Raw genomic sequence first — 14,250 nt, 5'->3', positions numbered from 1 at the left:
TCAGGGGAGGGCCGCCCAAGGGGGAACCACACGTGATGACTGAGTTCTGGGCTTTCGGCGCCGTCGCCGTATGGCCCGGCCGTGCCCGGACGTGGCTGCCATGAGCGGCCGCCGCGTCGCGCCGCCGTCGGCCCGGACGGCGCGCGTCAGGACCCGGAGCCGGGGCGCCCGGCGCGCCGACACCAGCGCGCTCGCCGCGTGGGGCGCCGCCGCGCCAGGCCATCGTCAGACCGTCTCGCTGGTCACCCTGAGTGCCGTGCTCCTCGTCTCGACCGCTCTCGTGTCGGGAGGGACCTCGCAGCCCGAGCTGACCGCGGACCACCGTTCCGCCCCGCAGACGGAGGCCAAGGCAGGCGCACCCGGCACGCCCGGCGTCGTGCTCTCACGGCCCACTGACCGCAGCGGCGGCACCCGGACGGCTGTCGCCACCGATCCCGCGAAGAAGACCGCCACCCCGGCTCAGGATCCTGCGAAGGGGTCCGCGGTCGCCGGTCCGGCGGGGGACTCGGACGAGCAGGCCCGCCTCACCTCTCAGTCCTCCAACGGGAACGCCGCAGGCGCAGGCCCCGGCGCAGGAACAACCGCAGGCAGCAGCGCAGGAACCGGCCCAGTGGCTGGGCAGCAGCTTCCGGGGCGGACGACACTGGCCCCGGAGACCGGCGGGCACGGAACCGCGCCCGGCGACGGCGGCACGGAGCCGCCCGCTCCCGGCACGCCGGCGCAGCCAGGACCGTCCGCCCCTGCGGTCCCGTCGACACCACCGCCCGTGGTTCCTCCGGCCACCCAGCCTCCGGCGCCGAAGCCTCCCGCGCCGCAGCCGGGCACTCCGGCCCCGAAGCCGCCCCAGAACACCGGGTGCATCGTGGACGTCCTCGGCATCAAGATCTGCCTGCCCGTGCTGGGCGGCTGACCTCGGCCCTGAAGTCCGTCGTGGACCCGGACCGGCGTAGGCTCGTGAGGTGACCTCTCTCTATGACATCCCCCTGACCATGAACGACGGCGCCACCTCGAGTTTCGGACGCTTCCGCGGCAAGGCGGTCCTGGTGGTCAATGTTGCCTCCAAGTGCGGTTTCACCCCGCAGTATGACGGGCTTGAGAAGCTCTACGAGCGGTTCCAGGACCAGGGGCTGGAAATCCTGGGCGTGCCCTGCAACCAGTTCGCCGGGCAGGAGCCGGGCGAGGACGCCGAAATCGCCGAGTTCTGCCGGCTCAACTTCGGGGTGACGTTCCCGCTCACGGCCAAGGCGAAGGTGCGCGGCAAAGGACAGCACCCGCTCTATCACGAGCTGACCCGCTTCAAGCACCCCCTGCTGCCGGGCCTGATCAAGTGGAACTTCGAGAAGTTCCTGATCAGCCGCGACGGCGAGGTGCTGGAACGGTTCGGGTCGCGGACCGAGCCCGACGACGCCGAACTGGTCGCCGCCGTCGAGGCAGCGCTCGCGGCGCCGGGAACCGCCGCCGCTCAGCCCGCGGCCGGCTGACCGCTCCGGCCGAGCCGGCCAGTCTGAGCGATCCGGCTGGGCCTGGGGCGAGGCCGCTCACGGCAGGGTGACCCGGCGGTCACCCGGTGGGAATCCGGCTCAGCCGTCCAGACGCTCGTGCCAGGCGCGGAGGAACGCCAGGCCGGCCTCGTCGTTCACCACATCCGCGCCGAGGCCGACGTGGACCGAGGTCAGGACGTGGTACGGCTTGTCGGGAAGCTCTTCGGCGGGCCGGACGTCGACATGCGCCACGGCGTGCCCTTGCGCCTGCAACCAGTCGGCCATGGCGTAGTCCGTGCCGGAGTCGCCCACCGTGCGCCACTGATCGGGCTCCAGACCGCGCTCCTGGAGCCACGAGAGAGCGCGCCACGCTCCGAGGTCTTTGCCCAGGCGCGCGTGTTCGATGTCGGTCGAGATGATGGTCGGGTCCACCAGGAAGTGGCTGGCCCCGGAGTCCTTGATGCCGCTCGCCTGTTCCGGGGCCGCGGAGCGGATCAGGCCGCGCATGGCGTGGGCCGGCATGAGGGAGAGCGCGTCGGCGTCGAAGTGCGGCTGCTGTCCCAGGTAATCCTCGCTGGGAGTCTCCACGTGCTGTTCCACGGACACCATGGCGAGTTTGGTCTCGTCGAAGAACATCCACTCCGAGTACTTGCGCCGCACCAGCTCGCGGATGGCCGCGGCGTAGCTGGCCGGGACCTTGAACTGCCCGTCCACGTGGACCTCGCCTGCGCCGGTGCGGTCGAAGGTGAACCAGGTGGCGCCTTTCTCGCACACGGCCAGGAACTCGAGGCCGTCCGGGATGCCGGCGGCGAGCATGGGCCGGACCACTTGCTGCTCGATGAAGTCGGCGGAGCGGCCGGTGTTGAAGATGACGGGCACGCCGGCGGAGGCCAGCCAGAGCAGCTCCGCGATGACCTCGTCGGGGACGGAACGGGTGACGGGGCTGGCGATCGGCCCGTCGACGTCGAGCAGCAGCGCCAGCGGGGGGCGGGTGCCGTCGCCGGGCTCCACGGGGATGGTCGCCTCCCGGGGAGCCCGCGGCTCCGGGCCGGACGTCCCGTCCGGGGAGTGGGTGTCGGGGGCGGCCGGGGCACTGCTGTCAGTCATGACCACCATTCAACACCCGGGCTCCGGCGCCCTCCAATCCACCCCCTCAAATGGTCACCGTTCCACTACGACTCGAGGCGCAGGCGGCGTGCCGATTCCCCGGGACCTGTTTCTTGCCTAGGCTTGCAGGGTGATCTTCAAAGCTGTCGGTGAAGGACGTCCGTACCCGGAACACGGGCACAACACGCCCAAGGACTGGGCCGCGCTGCCGCCCCGGCCCGTGCGGCTGGACGAACTGGTCACCACCAAGCGGACCCTGGACCTCGAGGCCCTCCTGGCGGAGGACTCCACCTTCTTCGGCGATCTGTTCCCGCACGTCGTCGAGTACAAGGGCGTGAAATACCTGGAGGACGGGCTGCACCGGGCGGTGCGCACGGCCCTGCACCAGAGGACCGCCATCCACGCCCGCGTCCTGGTCATCGAGGAGTGAGGCACGGTGGCGCGGGATCCTGAGCGCCTGCACGGGAGCCACGTGGTCTCCCGCCAGGAACTCGAGGCGGCCTTCTCGGAGGACCCGGACGACGACGGCGACGGGCGCCGCTTCCGTCTGCGCCTGCGTCACGCGGTGGTGCTGGTGGTCCTGCTCGTCCTAGTGGCAGGCGGCATCGGCGTGGCCTTCGCGATCCAGAAGGGCTACCTGAGCATCCCGCAGGCGGAGTCCTCGCCTCAGAAGACCTCGGTCTGCCCCTCCGGGACCTTCACTCCGCTCAAGCCGTCGGCCGTGAAGGTCAACGTCTTCAACGCCACGGACCGGCGTGGCCTGGCGGGCAATGTGGCAGCACAGCTCAGGGCACGGAAGTTCGTGGTGGGCGCGGTGACGAACCGGGATCTTTCCTTGAACACGCCCGTGGCCGTGATCTCCGGCAAGGACGGCCACGCCGCGGCACTGACCGTGCAGCGGCAGTTCCAGGGTGCCGACTACTACCAGGACGGACGGAGCGACGGCACGGTGGACGTCATCCTGTTCCAGGGATTCGCCGCCGTGACCCCCACGGCCAAAGTGGTCCAGGGTCCGGGGGAGCTGCTCTGCCCTCGCGAGCTGGCGGCGGCGAGCACGCCCGCGAAGTGACTCTCCCGAAGTGACCCTGGCGAAGTGACTCCCGCGGGGAGGTGACCCGCCCGCGGGCTGTGCGGGACTCAGGCCAGCGGCGTCAGCAGGGGTGCGACCACCACGGGTCGGCCGTCGTCGTCGAACTCGGCACCCGCTCCGCTCGCGATGAACCGCACGGTGGCCGCGATCTGCAGCTCCAGCTCCGGCGAGCCGGGCTGGTGGGATTTGGCGCGGGAGGCGGTCGAGGACAGGGTGCCGAGGATGAGGCGGGCCAGGGACTCGACGTCTCCGTGGGGCAGGAAGCCCTGCTCCATGCCGTGCCGGAGGATCTGCTGCAACAGGCCGTTGAGCTCGCCGACGTGATCGGCGAGGCGGGCGAAGGACTTGGGGGAGAGAACCGCCGCCATGGCGGGTCCCGGGGGCAGGTGCCGACGCGTGAGGTCTTCCACCTGGGCCCGGATGTAGAGGGAGAGCTGGTCGACGGGGTTGTCGAGTGATTCCAGCCCGGCCTTGAGCTCGGCCACGAACTTCTCGGTCTCGGTCAGCGCGTAGGAGACCAGCAGTTCTTCCATGTCCGCGTAGTAGTTGTAGACCGCGGTGCGGCCGATGCCCGCGTGACGGGCCACGTCCGTCATGGTCAGCCCAGGCAGGCCCTGGGTGAAGAGGAGTTCGCCGAACGCGGTGAGGATCTTCCGCTGGGTCTCGGCGCGCTGGGCCACATTGTTGGCCGCGGAGATTTTGGGCATAGAGACACTTTACCCGATTGTGTCACCAAAAGGGAGATGCCGGCCTGGGAGAAGGCTGTGTGTTCGCGCACGCCCTCTCTCAGGCCGGCATCGTCGGCCGGCGGAACCGGTTCAGCAGCCGTCCGGGCTGCAGGCCTGGCCGTTGAGATCGGCGTCGTCACCGGTGGGCCCGGCGGCCTGGGCGCCCACCGCGGCGGGGGTCAGCAGCGGGTGGCTCTCCTGCCAGACCTCGTCGAGCACCTGCGAGAACGTGTCGCTGGACTGGGCGCCGGAGACACCGTACTTCCGGTCGAACACGAAGAATGGAACGCCGCTCACGCCGATGGCGCGGGCCTCCGCTATGTCCTCGCGGACCGCGTCGGCGTACTTGTCCGTGGTGAAGAGCTCCTCCACGTCCTGGGCGGGCAGGCCCAGCTCGGCGCCGAGGGTGCGCAGGTACTCGTGGTTCCCGATGTCTTTGCCATGCTCGAAGTGGTCGCTGAGCAGACGCTCCTTGGCCTCGTCGGCCTTGCCGGACTGTGCGGCCAGGTGGATGAGGCGGTGTGCGGTGAAGCTGTTGGCGACCACCACGGTGTCGAAGTCGTACGCCAGGCCTTCGCCTGCGGCCTGCTCCGTGACATGACCGAACATCGTGCGAACCTGTTCGGGTGCCATGCCCTTGCGCTCGCTGAGGTACCCGAGTTCGGTACCGTCATAGTGTTCGGGAATGCTCGGATCCAGCTGGTAGCTTCGCCACTGGACCTCCACCTCATCGCGGTGCGGGAACTTCTCCAGGGCTTTTTCGAAACGGCGCTTGCCGATGAAGCACCAGGGGCAGGCGACGTCGGACCAGATTTCAATCTTCACGTGAGGAATCAACCCGGGGGAGAAGGCCGTTATTCCCGCCGGAAGGTTGACCAGGGCACTGAGGCCGGGAGGTCGGGAGCCTTCGGGCAATTATGGTATACCATAGCCGTTTGTTCGAGACAGGGCGTGCAGCGCGCCCGGAGAGCGTGGCAGCATGACCCGTACCCCCACGACCGTGGCATCCCGGTCGACGCACTCCACCACCCACGGACAGCCGGCCTGGCTCCTGCTGCTCGCGATCATCGGCATCGCGCTCACGATGCGCGGCCCCTTCATCGGCCTCGCGCCACTCGCCCCGGTCTTCCGCAATGAGGTGGGCCTCAGCGAGGTCCAGTTTGGCATCCTCACCGGCATCCCCGTCCTGTGCTTCGCCTTCTTCTCGCCCGCCGCCTCGTGGCTGGGCCGCAAGGTGGGCGCCGAGATGGCGGTGTCCCTCACGGTCGCCGGCGTGGCCGTGGGAGCGGCAATCCGTTCGATCGGCCCGGAGTGGGCGCTCTTCGCGGGAACCGCCGTGATCGGCGCGGCCATCACGATCGGCAACATCGTCATGCCATTGATCGTCCGGCGGGACTTCCCCGTGGAGCGGCAGAGCCTCACCATGGGCGTCTACTCCGGCACCCTCAACTTCAGCGCGTTCCTCGCCTCGGTGGCCACGGCTCCGCTGGCCCAGTGGCTGGGGTGGCAGGGCGCCCTGGCGCTGTCCGGCGTCGTCGCGCTCGTGGTGCTCGGTTTCTGGATCTGGACCATGGGAGCGTCCGTGGCGCTCAGGCCGGTGGCGATCGCCGGACCCGGATCCGGGCAGGAAGGACTCAGTGCCGCCGAGGAGAAGGCCGCCGGTAAGGCGGCACGCAAGGCGGCCGCGCGGTTGCAGGGTGCCACGCTCTGGGTGACCATCGCCTTGGTGATCGGCTTCGCGGGCCAGTCCTCCAGCTACTTCGGCATCACGGCCTGGCTGCCCACCTACCTGCACGACACCATCGGGCTCGCCCCCACCGAAGCCGGGGCGGGGTCCTCGATCTTCCAGGTGATGGGCATCCTCGGCGCTCTCGGCACGCCGCTGCTGGTGCGCTGGCTCGGCGGGATCGCGGGGACGCTCGTCATCGGCGCGCTCTGGGTGACGGTTCCCCTCGGGCTGCTTCTGGCACCGCAGCTGTGGTGGCTCTGGGCGTTCACGGGCGGCACCGCGCAGGGCGGTGGTTTCACGCTGGTGCTGTCGGCGATCATCAAGGCCGGCTCCACTCAGGCTCAGACCGCCCGGATCTCCGCCCTGGTGCAGGGCATCGGATACATCTTCGCGGGCATCGCGCCGAGCGTGATCGGCTCGGTCCACGTGAGCGCCGGCAGCTGGCAGCTCGCGCTCCTGGTGCCGCTGCTGACCACCATGGCGTTCCTCGTCTGCACGACGTGGGGCGTCTCACGGGCGAACAAGCTGGCCGCCGCGCGGCAGCAGGGCTAGGAACGGCGAGGACTCAGGAGCGGCGGCCGCTCCGGACCGCCTCGAGGACTTCCGGGTCGGCGCAGCCGGCGGCGAAGCCGTCGAGGCGGGCTCTGATCTCTCGCTGCAGGACCTTGGCGCCGATCCACTCCGCGACGGGCGCCAGCCAGGCCGGCTTGCACGCGAAGCTGTAGCGCCAGCTCACGAGCGTGCCGCCGTCGTCCGCTGCCTTGAACCGCCAGCCCCCGGCGAACCGCTCGAAGAACCACGGCCCCTCGGTCATGTGCATGCCGGTGTGCGACGGCGGGTGGAAGGACACGCATTCGCTCACCATCGGCATCCCCCAGCGGTGCCGCGTCCACGTCCGGACGCCCTTGCCCTGGGAGGTGGCGCCGTCCAGGAGCCGTTCGGCGCGGATGAACCGGTCCCAGCGGAGCCGCAGCTCGCCATGGGTCTGGGACACCGCGAACGCGAGTTCCGGGTCGATGGCGACGGTCGTGGTGGCCTCTAGGGTCGGCATGGAGTCAGTCTAGGGGGTGCCGGGTGGGCCGGGCGATGCGTTGCGTGCTCGGTTGTTGCGGGTCCGAAGTGCCGGAACCCGCAACAACTGAGCACGCAACGAGGAGCGGGGGACAAAGAGCCGGCTCAGCACGACGACGGCGGCGCACCTCTCCGGTGCGCCGCCGTCGTCGTGCGAGCGGATGTTCCCTGTCGGCCGGGCCGCCCCCGGCCTTCGGGGTACGTGTTGCGAGTCCGTCGCGGCTCCGGCGCCGACAGGTGGTCTCAGGCGGCCACCAGCCGGCGTTCCCTCGCATCCTCCGCGGAGGTGGAGAGGAACCGGGCGTAGGCCGGGATGGTCAGGAAGGTCGGGAAGAAGGAGGCCAGGGCCACTTCCTCGAAGAGCTCCCGGGCGTCACGGAAACGGTCGCCCTCGAATCGCTCCAGTCCGCTGTAGACCTCCTCGAAGATCTCCGTCACCCACTCCCGGGTGATGACCTCGCCCTGGTCCGTGATCGCCTGGTTGTGGATCCACTGCCAGAGCTGCGACCGCGAGATCTCCGCCGTGGACGCGTCCTCCATGTTGCGGCGGATCGTCACGGCGCCGTTGCCCCGCAGCCAGGATTCGATGTACCGGATCCCGATCTCCACGTTCGAGCGGATGCCGGCCTCCGTGATGGTGCCGGTGGTCTGCGAGAGGTCGATCAGGGCGCGGGCGTCCGGGACCACGTCCAGGCGCTGGCGGTCCATCTGGTGCGGGCGCAGGCCGAGGGCGGCGTCGAACACCTCCCGGGCGGAGGACACCAGATCCGGATGGGCCACCCAGGTGCCGTCGAAACCGTCCACGGCGAAGCGGGTGGTGTCCGCGCGGACCGCGGCGGTCGCACGGGCGTTCTGTGCGGCGTCGCGCCGGCTGGGAACTTCGGCGGACATGCCGCCGATCGCCATGGCGCCCCGCTTGTGGCAGATGTGCACCAGCTGTTCCGAGTAGGCCCGGATGAACGGCTGCTCCATGGTGATCTGGGAGCGGTCCGGGAGGACGAAGCGCGGACCGCGGGTCCGGAACGTCTTGATGAGGGAGAAGATGTAGTCCCAGTGCCCGGCGGCCAGCCCGGAGGCGTGATCCCGCAGCTCGTACAGGATCTCCTCCATCTCGAAGGCCGCCGAGATGGTCTCGATCAGGACCGTGGCGCGGATGGTGCCCTGGGGCAGCCCCAGCAGGTCCTGCGCCAGGATGAACAGGTCATTCCACCAGCGCGCCTCCTGATGCGTCTCCACCTTCGGCAGGTAGAAGTAGGGGCCGCGGCCCTGGGCCAGCAGGCGACGGGCGTTGTGGAAGAAGTACAGCCCGAAGTCCACGATCGACCCCGAGACCGGCTGTCCGCCCGAGAGGAGGTGCTTCTCCGGCAGGTGCAGGCCGCGGGGACGCATCACGATGGTGGGCAGCGTGCCCTCGGTCAGACGCAGCTCCGTGCCGTCCGGGGCGGTGAAATCGATGCGCCGTTCCAGGGCGTCCATCAGGTTCAGCTGGCCGGAGATGATGTTGCGCCAGCTCGGGGTCAGGGAGTCCTCGAAGTCCGCCACCCAGACCGAGGCGCCCGAGTTGAGCGCGCTGATGGTGGTGCGGCGGTCGGTGGGGCCGGCCAGCTCCACCCGGCGCTCGTTCAGACCCGGGGCCGGCGGGGCGACCCGCCAGCTGCGGTCCTCCCGGATGTGTTCGGTGCCATGCGGGAACTGCGGGTCCTCGCCCCCGGCGATCCGGGCCCGGCGGCCGTGACGGGCGTCGAGCAGTTCGGTGCGGCGCTCGCCGAGCGCACGGTGCAGCCGTTCGATGAATTCCAGGGCCTCCGGGGTCAGGATCTCTCCCTGCCTCCGGATCGGCTGAGCGGTGAGCTCGAAGGTGGTGGTCATGTCACTGTCCTTAGAAAATTCGTGCGGGGAACCTCAGTGGAACTGGCCTTCTTCGGTGGATCCCACCAGGGCCAGGGTGCTGCCGTTCGGGTTCAGGGCAGTGGAGACCAGATCGAAGTAGCCGGTGCCCACTTCGCGCTGGTGCTTGGTTGCGGTGTATCCGCGGTCTTCGGCGGCGAACTCGCGCTCCTGGAGTTCCACGTAGGCGCTCATGCCGTCACGGGCGTAGCCGTGGGCGAGATCGAACATGGAGTAGTTCAGGGCGTGGAAGCCGGCCAGGGTGATGAACTGGAAGGTGAAGCCCATGGCGCCGAGCTCGCGCTGGAACTTGGCGATCGTGGCGTCGTCCAGGTGCTTCTTCCAGTTGAAGGACGGGGAGCAGTTGTAGGCGAGCATCTGGTCCGGGAACTCCGACTTGACGGCCTCCGCGAACTTCCGGGCCAGCTCGAGGTCCGGGGTGCCGGTCTCCATCCAGATGAGGTCCGAGTACGGCGCGTAGGCCTTGGCGCGGGCGATGCAGGGCTCGATCCCGTTGCGGACCTTGTAGAAGCCCTCCGCCGTGCGCTCGCCGGTGATGAACTCCTGGTCCCGCTCGTCCACGTCACTCGTGATGAGCGTGGCGGCTTCGGCGTCGGTCCGGGCGATGATGACGCTCGGGACACCGGACACGTCGGCGGCCAGGCGGGCCGCGTTGAGGGTGCGGATGTGCTGCTGGGTGGGGATCAGCACCTTGCCGCCCAGGTGGCCGCACTTCTTCTCGCTGGCCAGCTGGTCCTCCCAGTGAACGCCCGACGCGCCGGAGGCGATCATGGACTTCATGAGCTCGTAGGCGTTCAGCGGGCCGCCGAAGCCGGCCTCGGCGTCGGCCACGATCGGCACCAGCCAGTCCTCCACGGACTGCTTGCCTTCGGAGAACTCGATCTGATCCGCGCGGAGCAGGGCGTTGTTGATGCGGCGGACCACCTGCGGCACGGAGTTCGCCGGGTACAGGGACTGGTCGGGGTAGGTCTGCGCGGCGTTGTTGGCGTCCGCTGCGACCTGCCAGCCGGAGAGGTAGATGGCCTTGAGTCCGGCCTTGACCTGCTGCACGGCCTGGTTGCCGGTGAGGGCGCCGAGAGCATGGGTGTGCTCGCCCTTGCTCTGCTGCTCCTTGAGCTGGGCCCAGAGCTTCTCCGAACCGCGGCGGGCGAGCGTGTGTTCTTCGCTGACACGACCGCGGAGGCGGACGACGTCGGCGGCCGAGTAGTCGCGCTGGATGCCCTCCCAACGCGGGTTGGCAGACCATTCCAGCTCCAGGGCCGCCGCCGACTCTTCGGGGGTGCTCGGGGAAGTGGTGAATTCTGCGGTCATGTCCGTCTCCTCAAGTAGGGCTCTTCGCTGAGCTCTTGATGCCGGCTGTTCTTTGCCGTGCTTCAAGATTTCCGCAGTTTCAACCCCCTTTCCAGAGGTTTTCCCTGGAAAGAAATGCACTTCTTCCCGTATTCTCAAAAAATGACGCGTTCGGAGCAGCACACGGTCCGTGGCAACTGGCATGCCGGTCTGGAGAGGCCCGCGCCCCTGGGCGACAGCGGCGGGGTGGATGTCATCGCGCTCGGCCGCAGGGTCCGGCACCTGCGCAAGAAAGCGGGCCTGACGCTCGAGGCGCTCTCCGGCGTCGTCGGCATGGCGCCGAGCCAGCTCAGCCTGCTGGAGAACGGCAAGCGCGAGCCGCGCCTGGGCGCCTTGCAGCAGTTGGCCGGAGCGCTCGACGTCGGGCTCGACGATCTGCTCGGCACGGAACCTCCCAGCCGGCGCGCCGCCATGGAGATCGAGCTGGAGCGCTACCAGCGCAGTGCTCTCTACGAGTCCCTCAACCTGCCGGCCATCCGGGTGGGGCCGCGGCTGCCCAATGATGTCCTCGAAGCGCAGCTCGGCCTGCTGAAGGAGCTCGAGCGGCGCCTCAACGAACAGCTCGCCACCCCGGAGGAGGCGCGCCGGGCGAACAGCGAGCTGCGCGTGATGATGCGCCAGCGGGGCAACTACTTCCCGGAGTACGAGGCTGAGGCCAAGAAGGTCCTGGCCGGCGTCGGGTACAGCGGCGGGCCGCTCAGCCAGTTCGTCATCTCGGACATCGCCGCCCACCTGGGCTTCACGCTGCACCACGTGAGCGACCTCCCGCACTCCACCCGGAGCGTGACGGACCTGAAGAACCGGCGCATCTACCTCACGCAGGGCTCCTCTGGCGACCACGATCCGCGCTCGGTGCTGCTCCAGGCGCTGGGCCACTACGTCCTGGGGCACGAGACCCCACGGAACTACGGGGACTTCCTGCACCAGCGTGTGGCCACCAACTACTTCGCCGCCGCGCTCATGCTGCCCGAGGACGCGACGGTCGAGTTCCTGCAGCACGCCAAGGCGGCCAAGGAGATCGCCATCGAGGACCTGCGGGACCACTTCGCCGTGTCCTATGAGACGGCGGCCCACCGCTTCACCAACCTCGCCACGCATCACCTGGGCATCACGACGCACTTCCAGAAGACCCACCAGAGCGGCATCATCTACAAGGCGTACGAAAACGACGGCGTGATCTTCCCGAAGGACCACACGGGCTCGATCGAGGGCCAGCCGAGCTGTAAGAACTGGACCAGCCGGGTGGTGTTCGGGGTGGCCGACAAGTTCAGCCCCTACAGCCAGTACACCGACACCAAGGCGGGGACGTTCTGGTGCACGGCCCGCACCGAACGCTCCGCCGGTGGCCAGTTCTCGCTGTCCGTCGGAGTGCCGTACGCCCATGTGAAGTGGTTCCGAGGGCGCGAGACGACGGTGCGATCGGTGTCGAACTGCCCGGATCCGAGCTGCTGCCGGCAGCCCCCGGAGCGGCTGTCCGAGGCCTGGGCCGGGAACGCTTGGCCCTCGGCGCGGGCGCACTCGCACCTCCTGGCGGCCATGCCCCCGGGCGCGTTCCCCGGCGTGGACGAGACCGAGGTCTACAGCTTCCTGGCGGCGCACGAATAGGCGCGCAGGGTGAGGGGCCGGGTCCCGTTCTGAACGAGTCCCCGTGCCGAAACAGTGGGTTTCCGCTGAAACAGTGATCAAACAACACTGTTTCAGCGCAAACTCACTGTTTCAGCCGGGTTCGGCCAGGTTCAACCGCACTCGGCCGGGTTCAGCCCGGTGAGCGCGGAGCCTCGGGCCGGGGCATGACGTGAAAAGCGGGTCCATTGTGGCGTAGGATTCCGGGTGCCCTCGGGCGCATCGCACCACCTTCTGCAGAAATGAGGCTCCATGTCCCAGGACAGCCCGCACTCCGAGGGGAAGAAACTCCGCTCCCGTCACGTCACCATGATCACGCTGGGCGGGATCATCGGTTCCAGCCTGTTCGTGGGTTCGGCCAATGTGATCAAGGCCGTCGGTCCGGCCGCCGTGATCTCCTACCTCATCGGCGGCCTGCTGGTCTTTCTGGCCATGCGGATGCTGGGCGAGATGGCCGCGGCACGTCCCGCCGTCGGCTCCTTCATGGAGTATGCCCGGGTGGGCCTCGGGGACTGGGCCGCGTACTTCGTGGGGTGGCTCTACTGGTACTTCTGGGTGGGCGTCATCGCCTACGAGGCCGTGGTGGGCGGTTCCATCCTGAACGGCTGGGTGCCCGGGGTGCCGCAGTGGGTCTTCTCGATCCTCTTGCTCCTCGTGTTCACCGGGGCGAACCTGGTGTCCCTGCGCTCCTTCGGTGAGACCGAGTTCTGGCTGGCCAGCATCAAGGTGGCCGCGATCGTGGTCTTCCTCGTGGTCGGTGTCCTGTTCGCCTTCGGCCTGTGGCCCAACGCGCACTTCTCCATTCCGAACCTCTGGGAACACGGCGGCTTCATGCCCGAGGGCGTCGGCGCCGTGGTGGGCGGGGTAGCCATCGTGATCTTCTCCTACTTCGGCACCGAGATCGCCGTCATGGCCGCTTCCGAGTCGGAGGACCCTGCCAAGGGCGTCCGGCAGGCCACCACCACCGTCATCTGGCGCATCCTGATCTTCTTCGTCGGCGCCGTCCTTCTGATCGTCACCATCGTGCCGTGGGACCAGCTGCCGAACCCGAAGGAGAAGGCGCCGTTCGCCTACCTCTTCAGCCTGTACGGCCTGCCGGGCGCCGACGTCGTCATGAGTGCCGTGATCCTGACTGCCGTCTGTTCCGTGCTGAACTCCGGCCTGTATTCCGCCGCGCGCATGTTCTCCTCGATCGCGGAGCAGGGCTACGCGCCGAAGCTGATCGCGCGGAAGTCCTCCTCCGGTGTGCCCGTGGCCGCCGTCATCGCCTCGACCCTCGGCGGCTACGCGGCGGTCATCATCAACTTCACGGCCCCGGATTCCGGCATCTTCGACTTCATCATGAACTCCGCCGGCCTCGTGGCGCTGTTCGTCTACGCGTTCATCGCCCTGACCCAGCTACGCACCCGTGCGGCACTGAGCCCGGAGGAGGAGTCGCAGCTCAAGCTCAAGATGTGGCTGCACCCGTGGCTCGGGATCCTGGTGATCGCGGCGGTGCTCGGCATCGTGGTGGTCATGCTGCTCTCCGGCGAGTCCGGCCGGACGCAGGTCTGGACGTCTTTGGTGTCCGTTGCGGTTCTGGCGATCTGCTGGCCGTTCGTGCGCAAACAGTTGAAGGCCCGCCGTGCCGCCGGGCTGGAGGAGCACGGGGTGCCCGCGGAGATCTCGGGGCACTAGAAGTCAGGACGTTGGATCGTAAAAAGCAGGGCCGTCGGATTCCTTCCGGCGGCCCTTGCCGTTGCCGCCCGGAAATACTGTCGGAGGGCGGGCGTAGGCTCCGGTCATGACCGGAGGATCACTTGCCGCTGTTCTCCAGGACCAGGTCGATCAGCTCTTTGGGGTCGATCCGGTAGACGCGCGCGAGTTCCAGCAAGGTGGCGATGGTGGGGTTCGACGTCGCGCGGTCGCCGTAGTCACGGTGCCCCAGCTCGAGCGTCCGGTAGTGGCCGCGGGACAACCCGATGAGCCCGGCGACCTCCGCCTGCGTCCAGCCGAAGTCCGCGCGGAGCGCCTGCAAACGCAGACCGAGGGCCTTGGAGGCCTCCGGAGTGAGCTTGGCATGACTGGACACCCATCAATGACAGAGTAGAAAGCCCCTGTTCGTGACATGTATAACTGTCATAGTGTGCGAAATCGATCACTGTGACTGTTTGCAACGGTCCA

At 68.7% G+C, this 14,250-nt stretch carries 14 protein-coding genes; 7 read left to right on the top strand and 7 right to left on the bottom strand.

The window, feature by feature from the left end:
• Positions 1 to 100: 100 nt before the first annotated feature.
• Complete coding sequence (locus AB6732_RS15220) at positions 101 to 910, top strand: hypothetical protein (protein ID WP_370960740.1); 810 nt, start codon at positions 101 to 103, stop codon at positions 908 to 910.
• Positions 911 to 959: 49 nt separating this feature from the next.
• Complete coding sequence (locus AB6732_RS15215; protein WP_370960739.1) at positions 960 to 1,481, top strand: glutathione peroxidase; 522 nt, start codon at positions 960 to 962, stop codon at positions 1,479 to 1,481.
• Between the two features lie 99 nt (positions 1,482 to 1,580).
• Here AB6732_RS15215 and AB6732_RS15210 read toward each other — a convergent pair whose 3' ends face one another.
• On the bottom strand, positions 1,581 to 2,588 hold the full coding sequence (locus AB6732_RS15210; RefSeq protein WP_370960738.1) for a hypothetical protein: 1,008 nt from the start codon (positions 2,586 to 2,588) through the stop codon (positions 1,581 to 1,583).
• 130 nt (positions 2,589 to 2,718) lie between these two features.
• On the opposite strand from AB6732_RS15210, the gene AB6732_RS15205 reads away from it, so the two are divergent.
• Both AB6732_RS15205 and AB6732_RS15200 read left to right on the top strand, forming a co-directional pair.
• Positions 2,719 to 3,018, top strand: a complete 300-nt coding sequence (locus AB6732_RS15205) for a type II toxin-antitoxin system VapB family antitoxin (protein WP_066214766.1) — start codon at positions 2,719 to 2,721, stop codon at positions 3,016 to 3,018.
• A gap of 6 nt (positions 3,019 to 3,024) precedes the next feature.
• Positions 3,025 to 3,657, top strand: coding sequence for a LytR C-terminal domain-containing protein (locus AB6732_RS15200; protein ID WP_370960737.1), 633 nt, complete (start codon positions 3,025 to 3,027; stop codon positions 3,655 to 3,657).
• Positions 3,658 to 3,725: 68 nt separating this feature from the next.
• Here the strand turns inward: AB6732_RS15200 and AB6732_RS15195 are convergent, their stop codons facing one another.
• Both AB6732_RS15195 and AB6732_RS15190 read right to left on the bottom strand, forming a co-directional pair.
• Positions 3,726 to 4,385 carry a TetR/AcrR family transcriptional regulator gene (locus AB6732_RS15195; RefSeq protein WP_066214768.1) on the bottom strand — a complete coding sequence of 220 codons (660 nt, stop codon included), beginning with the start codon at positions 4,383 to 4,385 and terminating at the stop codon, positions 3,726 to 3,728.
• Between the two features lie 111 nt (positions 4,386 to 4,496).
• Positions 4,497 to 5,231 (bottom strand): DsbA family oxidoreductase, encoded by a 735-nt coding sequence (locus AB6732_RS15190; protein ID WP_370960736.1) that lies wholly within the window; start codon positions 5,229 to 5,231, stop codon positions 4,497 to 4,499.
• Positions 5,232 to 5,385: 154 nt separating this feature from the next.
• Here AB6732_RS15190 and AB6732_RS15185 point away from each other — a divergent pair, with 154 nt between their 5' ends.
• The gene (locus AB6732_RS15185; protein WP_370960735.1) at positions 5,386 to 6,687 is read left to right on the top strand and encodes a CynX/NimT family MFS transporter; all 1,302 of its coding nucleotides are present in this window, start codon (positions 5,386 to 5,388) and stop codon (positions 6,685 to 6,687) included.
• A 13-nt stretch (positions 6,688 to 6,700) separates the two neighbouring features.
• Here AB6732_RS15185 and AB6732_RS15180 read toward each other — a convergent pair whose 3' ends face one another.
• From AB6732_RS15180 to aceA, 3 genes are all read right to left on the bottom strand, one after another.
• Positions 6,701 to 7,186: an SRPBCC family protein gene (locus tag AB6732_RS15180; protein WP_370960734.1), complete on the bottom strand. Its 486-nt coding sequence runs from the start codon at positions 7,184 to 7,186 to the stop codon at positions 6,701 to 6,703.
• Between the two features lie 263 nt (positions 7,187 to 7,449).
• Positions 7,450 to 9,075: a malate synthase A gene (gene aceB, locus AB6732_RS15175; protein ID WP_370960733.1), complete on the bottom strand. Its 1,626-nt coding sequence runs from the start codon at positions 9,073 to 9,075 to the stop codon at positions 7,450 to 7,452.
• A 33-nt stretch (positions 9,076 to 9,108) separates the two neighbouring features.
• Complete coding sequence (aceA, locus tag AB6732_RS15170; protein WP_066214777.1) at positions 9,109 to 10,425, bottom strand: isocitrate lyase; 1,317 nt, start codon at positions 10,423 to 10,425, stop codon at positions 9,109 to 9,111.
• A gap of 141 nt (positions 10,426 to 10,566) precedes the next feature.
• On the opposite strand from aceA, the gene AB6732_RS15165 reads away from it, so the two are divergent.
• Positions 10,567 to 12,069, top strand: coding sequence for a helix-turn-helix domain-containing protein (locus tag AB6732_RS15165; RefSeq protein ID WP_370960732.1), 1,503 nt, complete (start codon positions 10,567 to 10,569; stop codon positions 12,067 to 12,069).
• A 270-nt stretch (positions 12,070 to 12,339) separates the two neighbouring features.
• Complete coding sequence (locus tag AB6732_RS15160; RefSeq protein WP_370960731.1) at positions 12,340 to 13,764, top strand: amino acid permease; 1,425 nt, start codon at positions 12,340 to 12,342, stop codon at positions 13,762 to 13,764.
• 118 nt (positions 13,765 to 13,882) lie between these two features.
• Here AB6732_RS15160 and AB6732_RS15155 read toward each other — a convergent pair whose 3' ends face one another.
• Complete coding sequence (locus AB6732_RS15155; RefSeq protein ID WP_307495824.1) at positions 13,883 to 14,158, bottom strand: helix-turn-helix domain-containing protein; 276 nt, start codon at positions 14,156 to 14,158, stop codon at positions 13,883 to 13,885.
• Positions 14,159 to 14,250: the final 92 nt, after the last annotated feature.

The sequence above is a fragment of the Arthrobacter sp. RCC_34 genome (assembly GCF_041360795.1).
Lineage (GTDB): Bacteria > Actinomycetota > Actinomycetes > Actinomycetales > Micrococcaceae > Arthrobacter_E.
This window is presented reverse-complemented; position numbering and strand designations above follow the sequence as displayed.

Bases quoted from the DNA above. Each gene is read 5' to 3' on its own strand.
- AB6732_RS15220 (WP_370960740.1), top strand. From the start codon at position 101: ATGAGCGGCCGCCGCGTCGCGCCGCCGTCGGCCCGGACGGCGCGCGTC.
- AB6732_RS15210 (WP_370960738.1), bottom strand. From the start codon at position 2,588: ATGACTGACAGCAGTGCCCCGGCCGCCCCCGACACCCACTCCCCGGAC.
- AB6732_RS15195 (WP_066214768.1), bottom strand. From the start codon at position 4,385: ATGCCCAAAATCTCCGCGGCCAACAATGTGGCCCAGCGCGCCGAGACC.
- AB6732_RS15185 (WP_370960735.1), top strand. From the start codon at position 5,386: ATGACCCGTACCCCCACGACCGTGGCATCCCGGTCGACGCACTCCACC.
- AB6732_RS15180 (WP_370960734.1), bottom strand. From the start codon at position 7,186: ATGCCGACCCTAGAGGCCACCACGACCGTCGCCATCGACCCGGAACTC.
- aceB (WP_370960733.1), bottom strand. From the start codon at position 9,075: ATGACCACCACCTTCGAGCTCACCGCTCAGCCGATCCGGAGGCAGGGA.
- aceA (WP_066214777.1), bottom strand. From the start codon at position 10,425: ATGACCGCAGAATTCACCACTTCCCCGAGCACCCCCGAAGAGTCGGCG.
- AB6732_RS15165 (WP_370960732.1), top strand. From the start codon at position 10,567: ATGACGCGTTCGGAGCAGCACACGGTCCGTGGCAACTGGCATGCCGGT.
- AB6732_RS15160 (WP_370960731.1), top strand. From the start codon at position 12,340: ATGTCCCAGGACAGCCCGCACTCCGAGGGGAAGAAACTCCGCTCCCGT.